Source organism: Enterobacter sp. 3U4, from assembly GCF_057224565.1.
The window spans coordinates 4,295,311-4,310,080 of sequence record NZ_CP136665.1 but is presented as its reverse complement, the minus strand read 5'-3'; the positions used below and the strand labels follow the sequence as shown (position 1 = coordinate 4,310,080).

At 56.6% G+C, this 14,770-nt stretch carries 12 protein-coding genes; 5 read left to right on the top strand and 7 right to left on the bottom strand.

Annotation, left to right across the window (positions count from 1 at the left end):
* Nucleotides 1-67: 67 nt before the first annotated feature.
* Complete coding sequence (rho, locus tag RVY89_RS20480; protein ID WP_008501566.1) at nucleotides 68-1,327, bottom strand: transcription termination factor Rho; 1,260 nt, start codon at nucleotides 1,325-1,327, stop codon at nucleotides 68-70.
* Nucleotides 1,328-1,672: 345 nt separating this feature from the next.
* Nucleotides 1,673-2,002, bottom strand: coding sequence for a thioredoxin TrxA (gene trxA / locus RVY89_RS20475; RefSeq protein WP_006179218.1), 330 nt, complete (start codon nucleotides 2,000-2,002; stop codon nucleotides 1,673-1,675).
* A 144-nt stretch (nucleotides 2,003-2,146) separates the two neighbouring features.
* On the opposite strand from trxA, the gene rhlB reads away from it, so the two are divergent.
* Nucleotides 2,147-3,415, top strand: coding sequence for an ATP-dependent RNA helicase RhlB (gene rhlB / locus RVY89_RS20470; protein WP_023309646.1), 1,269 nt, complete (start codon nucleotides 2,147-2,149; stop codon nucleotides 3,413-3,415).
* Nucleotides 3,416-3,421: 6 nt separating this feature from the next.
* Nucleotides 3,422-4,906 carry a guanosine-5'-triphosphate,3'-diphosphate diphosphatase gene (gene gppA / locus RVY89_RS20465; RefSeq protein ID WP_484826311.1) on the top strand — a complete coding sequence of 495 codons (1,485 nt, stop codon included), beginning with the start codon at nucleotides 3,422-3,424 and terminating at the stop codon, nucleotides 4,904-4,906.
* A 57-nt stretch (nucleotides 4,907-4,963) separates the two neighbouring features.
* Here gppA and rep read toward each other — a convergent pair whose 3' ends face one another.
* The gene (rep, locus tag RVY89_RS20460) at nucleotides 4,964-6,988 is read right to left on the bottom strand and encodes a DNA helicase Rep (protein ID WP_484826310.1); all 2,025 of its coding nucleotides are present in this window, start codon (nucleotides 6,986-6,988) and stop codon (nucleotides 4,964-4,966) included.
* Nucleotides 6,989-7,100: 112 nt separating this feature from the next.
* Between rep and ppiC (RVY89_RS20455) the strand changes: the two genes are divergently transcribed.
* Nucleotides 7,101-7,382 carry a peptidylprolyl isomerase PpiC gene (gene ppiC, locus RVY89_RS20455; RefSeq protein ID WP_004886860.1) on the top strand — a complete coding sequence of 94 codons (282 nt, stop codon included), beginning with the start codon at nucleotides 7,101-7,103 and terminating at the stop codon, nucleotides 7,380-7,382.
* 50 nt (nucleotides 7,383-7,432) lie between these two features.
* Nucleotides 7,433-7,714, top strand: a complete 282-nt coding sequence (gene ppiC / locus RVY89_RS20450; protein ID WP_008501570.1) for a peptidylprolyl isomerase PpiC — start codon at nucleotides 7,433-7,435, stop codon at nucleotides 7,712-7,714.
* Nucleotides 7,715-7,807: 93 nt separating this feature from the next.
* Here ppiC (RVY89_RS20450) and ilvC read toward each other — a convergent pair whose 3' ends face one another.
* A complete protein-coding gene (gene ilvC / locus RVY89_RS20445) occupies nucleotides 7,808-9,283 on the bottom strand; it encodes a ketol-acid reductoisomerase (protein WP_484826309.1) in 1,476 nt (491 codons plus the stop codon).
* Nucleotides 9,284-9,435: 152 nt separating this feature from the next.
* Between ilvC and ilvY the strand changes: the two genes are divergently transcribed.
* A complete protein-coding gene (gene ilvY / locus RVY89_RS20440) occupies nucleotides 9,436-10,326 on the top strand; it encodes an HTH-type transcriptional activator IlvY (RefSeq protein ID WP_008501572.1) in 891 nt (296 codons plus the stop codon).
* Nucleotides 10,327-10,371: 45 nt separating this feature from the next.
* Here ilvY and ilvA read toward each other — a convergent pair whose 3' ends face one another.
* The 3 genes from ilvA to ilvE are packed head-to-tail and all read right to left on the bottom strand — an operon-like array spanning nucleotide 10,372 to nucleotide 14,759.
* The gene (gene ilvA / locus RVY89_RS20435; RefSeq protein WP_025912232.1) at nucleotides 10,372-11,916 is read right to left on the bottom strand and encodes a threonine ammonia-lyase, biosynthetic; all 1,545 of its coding nucleotides are present in this window, start codon (nucleotides 11,914-11,916) and stop codon (nucleotides 10,372-10,374) included.
* Nucleotides 11,917-11,918: 2 nt separating this feature from the next.
* Nucleotides 11,919-13,769, bottom strand: coding sequence for a dihydroxy-acid dehydratase (gene ilvD, locus RVY89_RS20430; RefSeq protein WP_484826308.1), 1,851 nt, complete (start codon nucleotides 13,767-13,769; stop codon nucleotides 11,919-11,921).
* A 60-nt stretch (nucleotides 13,770-13,829) separates the two neighbouring features.
* Nucleotides 13,830-14,759 (bottom strand): branched-chain-amino-acid transaminase, encoded by a 930-nt coding sequence (ilvE, locus tag RVY89_RS20425; protein WP_023309654.1) that lies wholly within the window; start codon nucleotides 14,757-14,759, stop codon nucleotides 13,830-13,832.
* Nucleotides 14,760-14,770: the final 11 nt, after the last annotated feature.

Below are 14,770 nucleotides of genomic sequence, written 5' to 3'. Positions count from 1 at the left end.
TACTAGCGTATAGTCCATAAAAGAAAAACGCCACGTAAAAACGTGGCGTTCGCTGGCTTTATTTGCGTTACGAGCGTTTCATCATGTCGAAGAAATCGTCGTTGGTTTTGGTCATTGCCAGTTTATTAATGAGGAACTCCATCGCGTCAATTTCACCCATTGGATGGATGATTTTGCGCAGGATCCACATTTTCTGCAGCTCTTCCTGCGTGGTGAGCAGCTCTTCTTTACGGGTACCGGAACGGTTGTAATCGATAGCCGGGAAGACACGTTTTTCAGCGATTTTACGGGAAAGGTGCAGTTCCATGTTACCTGTACCTTTAAATTCTTCGTAAATCACTTCGTCCATTTTAGAACCGGTATCGATCAGCGCCGTCGCGATGATGGTCAGGCTGCCGCCCTCTTCCACGTTACGTGCGGCACCGAAGAAGCGTTTCGGACGATGCAGGGCGTTAGCATCCACACCACCGGTCAGCACTTTACCAGACGCCGGAACCACGGTGTTGTAGGCACGCGCCAGACGGGTGATGGAGTCAAGCAGGATGATCACGTCTTTCTTGTGCTCAACCAGGCGCTTCGCCTTCTCGATAACCATTTCCGCAACCTGAACGTGGCGAGATGCTGGCTCGTCGAAGGTAGAAGCAACCACTTCACCTTTAACCAGACGCTGCATCTCGGTCACTTCTTCCGGACGTTCGTCAATCAGCAGCACCATCAGCACGCAGTCTGGGTGGTTATAGGCGATGCTCTGCGCGATGTTCTGCAGCAGCATGGTTTTACCCGCTTTTGGCGGTGCCACAATCAGACCACGCTGGCCGCGACCAATTGGTGATGCCAGATCCAGAACACGCGCGGTTAAGTCTTCAGTAGAACCGTTACCACGCTCCATGCGCAGGCGAGAGTTCGCGTGCAGCGGCGTTAAGTTCTCAAAGAGGATCTTATTACGCGAGTTTTCCGGTTTGTCGAAGTTAACTTCATTGACTTTCAACAGCGCAAAGTAGCGTTCACCCTCTTTAGGAGGACGAATCTTACCTGAAATGGTGTCACCAGTGCGGAGGTTGAAACGGCGGATTTGGCTGGGGGATACGTAGATGTCGTCAGGGCCGGCGAGGTAGGAGCTGTCTGCAGAGCGGAGGAAACCAAATCCGTCTTGCAATATCTCCAGCACACCGTCGCCAAAGATATCTTCGCCACTCTTAGCGTGCTGCTTCAGGATGGCGAAAATGATGTCCTGCTTGCGCATACGAGCCTGGTTTTCCAGCCCCATATTTTCGCCGAGAGTGATCAGCTCAGAAACCGGCGTATTCTTTAATTCGGTAAGATTCATAATGGTGTGGGTTCTTAAACTCGGGGTGATTCTCGAACTTAATGTTGTGAATGGTATGGCAGGGTCATCCATGCCTGTTTAGCGGCCATCAACTCATGTCTGTTCGCTGTCTGGTCACAGGGAAAGAACGCAGAACTGAAACGACAAGACGGATTGAGTGACAAGCCCGGAATTTAGCCACTTCACGCACTGTTCATGTTAACAACGGGAAGTATCGGGTAAAACAAGATTCAAACAACAAGATATGTTTAAAACGAAGTCATAGCTAACTTAGCACGACTTAAGCCGGGCGTCCAGAGTTCCACATCATTTAGCCGGGAGCTCTGAACGCACAGCGGAGAAACCTTACGCCAGGTTAGCGTCCAGGAACTCTTTCAGTTGACCTTTGGACAGCGCGCCCACTTTGGTCGCCGCCACTTCGCCGTTTTTGAACAGCAGCAGGGTCGGAATGCCACGGATACCGTATTTTGGTGCGGTGCCCGGGTTCTGGTCGATGTTCAGCTTGGCAACGGTCAGTTTGCCCTGATATTCGTCGGCGATCTCATCCAGAATCGGGGCGATCATTTTGCAAGGACCACACCATTCAGCCCAGAAATCGACGAGGATCAGCCCGTCAGCCTTAAGTACGTCCGTGTCAAAACTGTCGTCAGTCAGGTGAATAATTTTATCGCTCATATATAACTCCACAGGAATAAGCCTGGTACGTTGGTTTTGTCTCCACCAACGACGTGTTGATGTCGCATTAACCAACTAAAGGTTGACTTTATTTCACCGGATACGCTTTCGTAAAGCAATAGTAAGCTGATATTCTACCACACTATGAGCAAAACACATTTAACAGAACAGAAGTTTTCCGACTTCGCGCTGCACCCGAAGGTGATTGAAGCCCTTGAAAACAAAGGGTTTCATAACTGCACGCCCATTCAGGCCCTCGCGCTGCCGCTAACGCTGGCCGGTCGCGATGTTGCCGGGCAGGCGCAAACCGGTACCGGCAAAACGATGGCGTTTTTAACGTCAACGTTTCATTATTTACTTTCTCACCCAGCGATTGCAGACCGCAAAGTTAACCAGCCGCGCGCGCTAATTATGGCCCCGACGCGAGAACTGGCGGTACAGATCCACGCAGACGCTGAACCCCTGGCGCAGTCTACCGGCCTGAAGCTTGGCCTGGCCTATGGCGGCGACGGCTACGATAAACAGCTGAAAGTGCTGGAAAGCGGTGTGGATATCCTGATCGGTACCACCGGCCGTCTTATCGATTACGCCAAACAGAACCACATTAACCTCGGCGCAATCCAGGTTGTAGTGCTCGATGAAGCTGATCGCATGTACGATCTGGGCTTCATTAAAGACATCCGCTGGCTGTTCCGCCGTATGCCTCCGGCTAACCAGCGCCTGAATATGCTGTTCTCTGCAACCCTCTCCTACCGCGTGCGCGAACTGGCGTTCGAACAGATGAACAACGCCGAGTACGTGGAAGTGGAACCGGAGCAGAAAACGGGTCACCGCATTAAAGAAGAGCTCTTCTATCCTTCCAATGAAGAGAAGATGCGTCTGCTGCAAACGCTGATTGAAGAAGAGTGGCCAGATCGCGCCATTATCTTCGCGAACACCAAACACCGTTGTGAAGACATCTGGGGCCATCTGGCTGCAGACGGTCACCGTGTTGGCCTGTTGACCGGCGACGTGGCGCAGAAAAAACGCCTGCGTATTCTTGAAGAATTTACCCGTGGCGATCTCGATATTCTGGTCGCAACCGACGTGGCGGCTCGTGGTTTACACATTCCGGCCGTGACGCACGTCTTTAACTACGATCTGCCAGACGACTGCGAAGACTACGTACACCGTATCGGTCGTACCGGTCGTGCGGGCGCAAGCGGTCACTCGATTAGCCTTGCGTGTGAAGAGTATGCGCTGAATCTTCCAGCCATTGAGACTTATATCGGTCACTCTATTCCGCAGAGCAAATACAATCCGGAAGCGCTGTTAAGCGAACTGCCGCCGCCTAAGCGTCTGACACGCCCACGCTCCGGCAATGGACCGCGTCGTTCAGGCGGCGCACCGCGTAATCGTCGTCGTTCAGGTTAAGAAAATATGCTCAGTTCCACCTCGCTTTATGCGGCAATTGATCTCGGTTCGAATAGTTTTCATATGCTGGTTGTGCGCGAGGTGGCGGGAAGCATACAAACGCTGACGCGCATTAAGCGCAAGGTCCGCCTCGCGGCGGGCCTGAGCAGCGACAATCACCTCTCACCTGAAGCCATGGAACGTGGCTGGCAGTGTCTGCGACTCTTTGCGGAGCGTCTGCAGGATATCCCGCATGCCCAAATCACCGTTGTCGCCACTGCGACACTTCGCCTGGCGGTTAACGCCGTGGATTTTATTGCCAGAGCGCAGGAAATTCTCGGTTGTCCGGTTCAGGTTATCAGCGGTGAAGAAGAAGCTCGCCTGATTTATCAGGGAGTTGCACACACCACAGGGGGTGACGATCGCCGCCTGGTGGTGGATATCGGAGGTGCCAGTACCGAACTGGTGACCGGCACCGGCGCACAGGCAACGTCGCTGTTCAGTCTGTCGATGGGCTGCGTGACCTGGCTTGAGCGCTACTTTACCGATCGTAATCTGGGGAAAGAGAACTTCGACGAGGCAGAAAACGCCGCGCGCGAGGTGTTACGCCCGGTGATGGACGAGCTACGCTATCACGGCTGGAAAGTCTGCGTGGGAGCGTCCGGGACCGTGCAGGCCCTGCAGGAAATCATGATGGCGCAGGGAATGGACGAGCGGATTACGCTTGCCAAGCTTCAGCAGCTGAAACAGCGCGCTATTCAGTGCGGACGCCTGGAAGAGCTGGAAATTGAAGGCCTGACGCTGGAACGCGCGCTGGTCTTCCCGAGCGGGCTGGCCATTCTGATCGCCATTTTCACCGAGCTGAATATTCAATGTATGACCCTGGCCGGCGGCGCGCTGCGCGAAGGTCTGGTCTACGGGATGCTGCATCTGTCGGTCGATCAGGACATCCGCAGCCGTACTCTACGCAACGTGCAGCGTCGTTTTCTGGTTGATATCGATCAGGCAGGACGCGTCTCGCAGCTGGCGTCACGCTTCGCCGATCGGGTCGCTAACGTCTGGGATCTTGAACCTCTGAGCCGGGATTTACTGCTGAGCGCCTGTGCGCTACATGAAGTGGGGCTGAGCATTGATTTTAAGCAGGCTCCTGCTCATGCAGCGTATCTGGTACGCAACCTGGATTTACCAGGCTATACACCCGCGCAAAAAAAATTGCTTGCCACGCTGCTGCTGAACCAGACTAATGCCGTCGATCTCTCGTCTTTGCATCAGCAAAACGCCGTACCGCCGCGCGTGGCCGAGCATCTGTGCCGCCTCCTGCGTCTTGCGATTCTGTTTGCCAGCCGCCGTCGCGATGATTTGCTGCCTGCGATCGGCCTGGTGGCCGATGAAGAAAAACTGTCGCTGACGCTGCCGGAAAACTGGATTGATCGTCACCCGCTTGGGGCAGAGATGATCGAGCAGGAGTGCCAGTGGCAGAGCTATGTGCACTGGGTGCTGGAAGTAAAATAACATTGTGAAAAAATGCCGGGTGGCGCTGCGCTTACCCGGCCTACAAGCCCTTAGGAGTTATCCTTTCTCTTTGGCTTTTGCCAGCATGGCGCGAATGTTCGCCACGTTAGCCTGCCCCTTATGCATCCGCTCTTCCGCGGTAATCACTTTGCGCTCCTGTTCCCAGATCAGGTCATCCTGCGGCAGCTCCAGCAGGAAACGGCTCGGCTCCGGGCGGACCAGTTCACCATACTGGCGGCGCTCTTTACACAGCGTGAACGTCAGCTCTTTCTGCGCACGGGTGATCCCCACGTAGGCCAGACGGCGCTCCTCGTCGACGTTGTCTTCATCAATGCTGCTCTGATGCGGTAACAGCCCCTCTTCCATACCGACAAGATAGACATACGGGAACTCCAGCCCTTTTGACGCGTGCAGCGTCATCAGCTGTACCTGGTCGGCCTCTTCTTCACTCTCGCCGCGCTCCATCATGTCGCGCAGGGTAAAGCGAGTAACCACCTGCGTCAGGGTCATCGGCTCGTCGATTTCAGAGCCTTCCAGCATTTCGGTCATCCAGCTGAAGAGCTGGTTAACGTTTTTCATGCGCATCTCAGCCGCTTTCGGGCTGGCCGAAGTTTCATACAGCCATGACTCATAGTCGATGCCGTGAATGAGATCGCGCACCGCCGCCACAGGCTCGCGCTCCGCAAGGCGCTGCACTTCGCCGAGCCAGTGGGTGAAGCGGGTTAACGAGTCATACCCGCGTCCGGTTAACGTCTGGCTTAGCCCCATGTCGAAGCTGGCGGTAAACATACTTTTGTTGCGCGTCATCGCCCACTCGCCGAGCTTTTGCAGCGTCGCCGGGCCAATCTCGCGTTTAGGCGTATTCACGATGCGCAGAAACGCGCTGTCGTCATCCGGGTTGGTGAGCACGCGCAGATAGGCCAGCAGATCTTTGATTTCTGGTCGTGAGAAGAACGACGTGCCGCCCGAGATTTTGTACGGAATGCGGTTTTGCATCAGCATCTTTTCAAAGACGCGCGACTGGTGATTGCCGCGATAGAGGATCGCGTAATCCTTATATTCGGTTTTGTTGACGAAGTGGTGAGCGATGAGTTCGCCCGTCACGCGCTCCGCTTCATGATCCTCATTGTTGGCGCTGAGCACTTTCAGCTCCGTACCGTAGCCCAGTTCGGAGAAGAGACGCTTCTCAAACACGTGCGGGTTATTGGCAATCAGGATGTTTGCTGCCTTCAGGATGCGCCCGGAGGATCGATAGTTCTGCTCCAGCTTTATCACCTGCAGAGCGGGGAAATCTTTGCTCAGCAGCACCAGGTTTTGCGGGCGCGCGCCGCGCCAGGAGTAAATTGACTGGTCGTCATCACCTACCACGGTGAAACGCGCGCGCTGCCCCACCAGCAGCTTCACCAGCTCGTACTGGCTGGTGTTGGTGTCCTGATATTCATCCACCAGCAGGTAGCGGATTTTGTTCTGCCAGCGCTCGCGCACCTCTTCATTGCGCTGCAGCAGCAGCGTAGGCAGCAGAATCAGGTCATCAAAGTCCAGCACGTTACACGCTTTCATATGTGCATCGTACAGACCGTAGCAGTGGGCGAAGATCCGATCCCGTTCGCCTTTGGCGATCGCCGCGGCCTGGGCCGGCGTCATCAGATCGTTTTTCCAGTTCGAGATCGTCGAGATCAGCTGCTGCAACAGCACCTTGTCATCTTCGATCAACCCCTCGGTGAGCTCTTTGAGTAGCGCCACCTGATCGGTATCGTCAAAAAGAGAGAAGTTGGACTTCATTCCCAGCGCCGCATACTCGCGTTTAATGATATCCAGCCCCAGCGTGTGGAAGGTGGAGATCATCAGGCCGCGCGCTTCTTTTCGCCCCAGCGTCTGACTGACGCGCTCTTTCATCTCGCGCGCCGCTTTATTGGTAAAGGTGACTGCCGCAATGTGACGCGCCTGATACCCGCAGTTGTGGATCAGATGGGCGATTTTGTTGGTGATCACGCGGGTTTTACCCGAACCGGCCCCTGCCAGCACCAGGCATGGTCCAGTAACGAATTCGACCGCTTGTTGTTGTCCAGGGTTTAAACGCATGGGAATGTTGCTCAATCTTCGAACGGGGTGTGGATTGTAGCAGAAAGCCGGGCGCAGATTTACCGGCTAATGATAAAGTGGAGAAATCGCGTTTAACCCGTAGAGCAGAACCATGAAAAAGACCGCAGCAGCCCTGCATATTCTGGTAAAAGAAGAGAAACTGGCTCAGGAGATCCTGGCCAAGCTGGAGCGCGGCATCAGCTTTGATCATCTGGCAAAGCGCTACTCTAAATGCCCATCCGGTCGCAATGGCGGGGATCTCGGCGAGTTTCAACAAGGTGCGATGGTCGGCCCGTTCGATCAGGCGGTCTTTAGCTGCCCGCTTCTGAAGCCCTACGGCCCGGTAAAAACCAAATTTGGCTACCATATCATTAAGGTGCTTTATCGCCGCTGACGCGTGGTATATTGCGCCCCGATTTATCTCAACCTATTCAAGGCACGATCATGGCAAAAACAGCAGCAGCACTGCATATTCTTGTTAAAGAAGAGAAACTTGCTCTGGACCTTCTGGAGCAGATCAAAAACGGCGCCGACTTCGGCAAACTGGCGAAGAAGCACTCCATCTGTCCGTCAGGCAAACGCGGCGGCGATCTGGGTGAATTCCGTCAGGGTCAGATGGTACCGGCGTTCGATAAAGTGGTCTTCTCCTGCCCGGTGCTGGAGCCAACCGGCCCGCTGCATACCCAGTTCGGCTACCACGTGATTAAAGTGCTGTATCGCAAATAAACAGCAAGGCCTTCTCTAAGAGAAGGCCTTTAAGGTTTGCACCCTCTCCCCGTGGGAGAGGGTCGGGGTGAGGGCATCAGCCCGCACCTGCTGTTAACCCGCTACCGCGATACGCTTCATATCGGTCATGTAGCCACGCAGTTTGTGGCCCACTTTCTCGATCTGGTGGCTGCGAATCGCTTCGTTAACATCGCGCAGCTGCGCGTTATCCACAGCACCTTCGGCAATCGCTTTACCCAGATCGCCCGTCTGCAGAGTAGTCATAAACTCTTTCAGCAGCGGTACGCAGGCGTAAGAGAACAGGTAGTTACCGTATTCTGCGGTATCAGAGATAACTACGTTCATTTCGTACAGACGCTTACGGGCGATGGTGTTCGCAATCAGCGGCAGCTCGTGCAGTGATTCGTAGTACGCAGACTCTTCAATGATGCCGGAATCCACCATGGTTTCGAACGCCAGCTCAACGCCTGCTTTCACCATCGCGATCATCAGGACACCTTTATCGAAGTACTCCTGCTCGCCGATTTTACCGTCATACTGCGGCGCGGTTTCGAATGCGGTTTTACCGGTCTCTTCACGCCAGGTCAGCAGGTTTTTATCATCATTCGCCCAGTCCGCCATCATGCCGGAAGAGAATTCGCCGGAGATGATATCGTCCATGTGTTTCTGGAACAGCGGTGCCATGATGGTTTTCAGCTGTTCAGACAGCGCGTAAGCACGCAGTTTTGCCGGGTTGGACAGACGGTCCATCATCAGCGTAATACCGCCCTGCTTCAGCGCTTCGGTGATGGTTTCCCAGCCGAACTGAATCAGTTTTTCCGCGTATGCCGGGTCGGTACCCTCTTCCACCAGCTTGTCGAAGCACAGCAGAGAACCGGCCTGCAGCATGCCGCACAGGATGGTCTGTTCGCCCATCAGGTCAGATTTCACTTCCGCAACGAAGGACGATTCCAGAACGCCCGCACGGTGGCCGCCGGTCGCCGCTGCCCATGCTTTGGCAATCGCCATACCTTCGCCTTTCGGATCGTTTTCCGGGTGAACCGCGATCAGGGTCGGCACGCCGAAACCACGCTTGTACTCTTCACGAACTTCGGTACCCGGGCACTTCGGCGCCACCATCACCACGGTGATGTCTTTACGGATCTGCTCGCCCACTTCAACGATGTTAAAGCCGTGGGAGTAACCCAGCGCGGCACCGTCTTTCATCAGCGGCTGTACGGAACGCACAACGTCGGAGTGCTGCTTGTCTGGCGTCAGGTTAACCACCAGATCCGCCTGCGGGATCAGCTCTTCGTAGGTACCCACTTTGAAGCCGTTTTCGGTCGCTTTACGCCAGGAAGCACGCTTCTCAGCAATCGCTTCTTTGCGCAGAGCGTAGGAGATATCGAGACCGGAGTCACGCATGTTCAGGCCCTGGTTCAGACCCTGTGCGCCACAGCCGACGATGACCACTTTTTTACCCTGAAGGTAGCTCGCGCCATCGGCAAATTCGTCGCGCTCCATGAAGCGACATTTGCCCAGCTGCGCCAGCTGCTGGCGCAAGTTCAGTGTATTAAAGTAGTTAGCCATGGGTGATACCTCGTGATGTTGTGTGTCTTATTGTTCGGTTCGCGTTTCAGCGAGAATGTACCCACATTACAACAGGAAATTTATTGCGGAAATTGATATATTCACAACGTCACATTGCAATTTTTGCAATGTAAAAAGAGGGAGTGGAATCGGTGGATTTACGCGATCTGAAAATGTTTCTTCACCTGGCGGAAAGCCGCCATTTTGGCCGCAGCGCGCGGGCGATGCACGTTAGCCCTTCCACGCTTTCACGCCAGATCCAGCGCCTTGAGGAAGACCTCGGCCAGCCGCTGTTCGTGCGCGATAACCGCACCGTCACCCTCACGGAAGCGGGTGAAGAGCTGCGCATTTTTGCCCAGCAGACGCTATTGCAGTACCAGCAGCTGCGGCACTCTATCGATCAGCAGGGGCCGTCACTCTCCGGCGAGCTGCATATTTTTTGCTCCGTGACCGCCGCCTATAGCCATCTGCCGCCCATTCTCGACCGCTTCCGCGCGGCGCATCCGTCGGTTGAAATTAAGCTCACCACCGGCGACGCCGCCGACGCAATGGAAAAAGTGGTGACGGGGGAAGCGGATCTCGCCATTGCCGGGAAGCCGGAAACCCTGCCGGGCGCGGTAGCGTTCTCGATGCTGGAGAATCTGGCGGTTGTACTCATTGCCCCGGCGCTGCCCTGCCCGGTGCGTAATCAGGTGTCGGTGGAAAAACCGGACTGGTCAACGGTACCGTTTATCATGGCCGATCAGGGGCCGGTGCGACGTCGCATTGAGCTGTGGTTTCGCCGCCAGAAAATCAGCAACCCGTCGATTTACGCCACGGTCAGCGGCCATGAGGCGATGGTGTCGATGGTGGCGCTCGGCTGCGGCGTGGCGCTACTGCCGGAAGTGGTGCTGGAAAATAGCCCGGAACCGGTGCGCAATCGCGTGATGATACTGGAGCGCAGCGACGAGAAGACGCCGTTTGAGCTTGGCGTATGCGCACAAAAAAAGCGGCTGCATGAGCCGCTTATTGATGCGTTCTGGACGATATTGCCGAACCACTGAAGCCGGGTGGCGCTGCGCTTACCCGGCCTATACGCATTTCAACCCTTAGCCCGCGAGGAAGAAACGGAACGCCGGGTTATGGGTTTCGTCGTGACACTCATAGCCCAGCTCGTTAAGCCGCGTTTCGAAATCCGGCTCATGTTCACCCAGTTCAAACGCCGCCAGCACTCGCCCGTAGTCGGTACCGTGGCTGCGGTAGTGGAACAGAGAGATGTTCCAGTGCGTGCCCAGCGTATGCAGGAACTTGAGCAGCGCGCCCGGCGATTCAGGGAACTCGAAGCTGAACAGGCGTTCCCTGAGCGGCTTCGATGGACGCCCGCCGACCATGTAGCGCACGTGCAGCTTCGCCATCTCATCGTCAGAAAGATCGACCACGCTATAGCCGCCCTCATGCAGCAGGCTGAGGATCTCTTTGCGCTCCTCCACGCCACGGCTGAGACGCACGCCGACAAAAATGCAGGCGTCTTTGGCATCTGCAAAACGGTAGTTAAACTCCGTCACCGAACGGCCACCCAGCAGTTGACAGAACTTCAGGAAGCTGCCCTTCTCTTCCGGAATGGTCACCGCCAATAGCGCTTCCCGCTGTTCGCCCAGCTCGCAGCGCTCGGACACGTAGCGCAGACCGTGGAAGTTCACGTTGGCACCGGAAAGCACGTGTGCCAGACGCTCGCCGCGAATGTTGTGCTGTGCGATGTATTTTTTCATCCCCGCCAGCGCCAGCGCGCCGGAGGGTTCCGCCACCGCACGCACGTCTTCGAACAGATCTTTCATCGCCGCGCAGATAGCATCGCTATCCACCGTGACGATATCGTCGAGATATTCCCGGCACAGGCGGAACGTTTCGTCGCCAATACGCTTCACCGCCACGCCCTCGGCAAACAGCCCGACCCGCGGCAGGTCGACCGGATGACCGGCGTCCAGCGCCGCTTTCAGGCAGGCAGAATCTTCCGCCTCCACGGCAATGACTTTGATCTGCGGCATCAGCTGTTTGATCAGCACCGCCACGCCTGCGGCTAAGCCACCGCCGCCCACCGGGACGAAGACGCGGTCGAGATGGGCATCCTGCTGCAGCAGTTCCAGCGCCAGCGTGCCCTGCCCGGCAATCACCATCGGGTGATCGAACGGCGGCACCCAGGTGAAACCCTGCTGCTGCGCCAGCTCGATCGCTTTGGCTTTCGCTTCGTCAAAGTTGGCGCCGTGGAGCAGTACTTCGCCGCCGAAACCGCGCACCGCGTCAACCTTGATGTCTGCGGTAGCAACCGGCATCACGATCAGCGCTTTTAGACCCAGACGAGCAGACGAGAACGCCACGCCCTGCGCGTGGTTGCCCGCCGAGGCGGTAATCACGCCGCGCGCTTTTTGCTCGTCGGTCAGGCCAGCCATCATCGCGTAGGCGCCGCGCAGCTTAAAGCTGTGCACCGGCTGCCTGTCTTCACGCTTCACCAGGATAACGTTGTCGAGGCGCGAAGAGAGTTTTTCCATTTTCTGCAGGGGTGTGACCTGCACGGCTTCATAGACTGGCGCGCGCAGCACCGCCCGGAGATATTCCGCCCCCTCGGGGGCGGCGGATAAGGGTTGCGACTCGGCCATCGTTAGCCCCCAAGTTTCGATTTATCGCGCACCGCGCCTTTATCTGCACTGGTGGCAAGACTCGCATAGGCGCGCAGGGCGAAGGAGACTTCGCGCTGGCGATCTTTCGGCGTCCAGGCTTTGTCGCCGCGCGCTTCCTGCGCTTCACGACGGGCCGCGATCTCCTGGTCGCTCAGCTTGAGCTGAATGCCGCGATTCGGAATGTCGATTTCGATCAGGTCGCCGTCTTCGATGATGGCAATGTTGCCGCCGCTTGCCGCTTCCGGCGAAACGTGACCGATGGAGAGACCGGAAGTCCCGCCGGAGAAACGCCCGTCGGTGATCAGCGCGCAGGCTTTACCGAGGCCCATCGATTTCAGGAAGGTGGTTGGGTAGAGCATCTCCTGCATGCCCGGGCCGCCTTTTGGCCCTTCATAACGGATGACCACCACGTCGCCTTCCACCACTTTACCGCCCAGGATAGCGTCTACCGCTTCATCCTGGCTTTCGTACACTTTCGCCGGACCGGTGAATTTCAGGATGCTGTCGTCCACGCCAGCGGTTTTCACGATGCAGCCATTTTCCGCAAAGTTACCGTACAGCACGGCCAGGCCGCCGTCTTTGCTGTAGGCGTGTTCCAGCGAGCGGATGCAGCCTTCGGCGCGGTCATCGTCCAGGGTATCCCAGCGGCAATCCTGCGAGAACGCCTGGGTGGTACGAATACCGGCAGGGCCAGCGCGGAACATCTTTTTCACCGCCTCGTCTTTGGTCAGCATCACGTCGTACTGGTCCAGCGACTCAGGCAGCGTCAGGCCAAGCACGTTTTTCACTTCACGGTTCAGCAGCCCGGCGCGGTCCAGCTCACCCAGAATACCGATTACGCCACCGGCACGGTGCACGTCTTCCATATGGTACTTCTGGGTACTCGGCGCGACCTTACACAGCTGCGGCACTTTGCGGGACAGCTTGTCGATGTCGCTCATGGTGAAGTCGATTTCGGCTTCCTGTGCGGCGGCCAGCAGGTGCAGAACGGTGTTGGTGGAGCCGCCCATAGCAATATCCAGGGTCATGGCGTTCTCGAACGCCGCTTTGCTGGCGATGTTGCGCGGCAGCGCGCTGGCGTCGTCCTGCTCGTAGTAGCGTTTGGTCAGCTCAACGATGCGCTTACCGGCGTTAAGGAACAGCTGCTTACGGTCGGCGTGGGTCGCCAGCAGCGAGCCGTTGCCCGGCTGAGACAGGCCCAGCGCTTCGGTCAGGCAGTTCATGGAGTTCGCCGTGAACATCCCGGAACAGGAGCCACAGGTCGGACACGCGGAGCGTTCCACCTGGTCGCTTTGCTCGTCAGAAACCTTCGGGTCCGCGCCCTGGATCATCGCATCGACCAGGTCGAGCTTGATGATTTTGTCGGAGAGCTTGGTTTTCCCCGCTTCCATTGGGCCACCGGAGACGAAGATCACCGGAATGTTCAGGCGCAGGGAGGCCATCAGCATCCCCGGGGTGATTTTGTCGCAGTTGGAGATACAGACCATCGCATCGGCGCAGTGGGCGTTAACCATGTACTCCACCGAATCGGCGATCAGCTCGCGCGACGGCAGTGAATAGAGCATGCCCCCGTGGCCCATCGCGATACCATCATCCACCGCAATGGTGTTGAACTCTTTCGCCACGCCGCCAGAGGCTTCGATTTGCTCGGCAACCAGCTTACCGAGATCGCGCAGGTGCACGTGGCCCGGTACGAACTGGGTGAAAGAGTTCACTACGGCGATAATCGGCTTGCCGAAATCGGCGTCGGTCATCCCGGTGGCGCGCCACAGTGCGCGGGCACCCGCCATATTACGGCCGTGGGTGGTGGTGGCTGAACGATACTTAGGCATGCTTTATTTACTCCCGTCTGACTATTTAATGGGACGGTGCGTGCCGTCCCAAATTTATGCTTAGTGATTAACCTGATCCAACCAGCCGTATTTATCTTCTGTTTCGCCGGTGAAGAGGCCAAAGAACGCTTGCTGAATACGTTTGGTGACCGGGCCACAGCGGCCTTCGCCCACCTGGATACCGTCTACGCTGCGCACCGGCGTGATTTCAGCCGCCGTACCGGACATAAACACTTCATCCGCCAGATACAGGGATTCGCGGGACAGCACCTGCTCGCGCACTTCGATACCCAGATCTTTCGCCAGCTTGATGATGGCGTCGCGGGTAATGCCCGGCAGCGCGGACGAGGTGAACGGCGGCGTAAACAGAATGCCGTCTTTCACTTCAAACAGGTTTTCGCCCGCACCTTCAGAGATGTAGCCGTTTACGTCCAGGGCGATACCTTCCTGATAGCCGTGACGGCGCGCTTCGCTACCGACCAGCAATGAAGAGAGGTAGTTACCGCCTGCTTTAGCGGCAGTCGGGATGGTGTTTGGCGCAACGCGGTTCCAGGAAGAGACCATTGCGTCGATCCCCTGCTCCAGGGCTTCTGCACCCAGGTAGGCACCCCACGGGAACGCGGCAATGATCACATCTGTGGTATAGCCAGCGGGCGGGTTAACGCCCATACCGACGTCGCCCACGAAGACCAGCGGACGGATATAGGCGCTGGTCAGGTTGTTCTTGCGAATCACGTCGCGGCAGGCTTCCATCAGCTCGTCGACGCTCTGGGAAACCGGGAAACGATAAATTTTGGCTGAGTCATGCAGACGCTGCATGTGTTCGCGATGGCGGAACACCACTGGCCCTTTGTGAGAATCGTAGCAGCGGATGCCTTCAAATACGGAGGTACCGTAGTGCAGCGCGTGGGACATCACGTGGACCTTCGCGTCCTCCCAGCGAACCATCTCACCGTTGAACCAAATGTAATCAGCTTTTTTTGTAGTCATTTTTTCGTCCT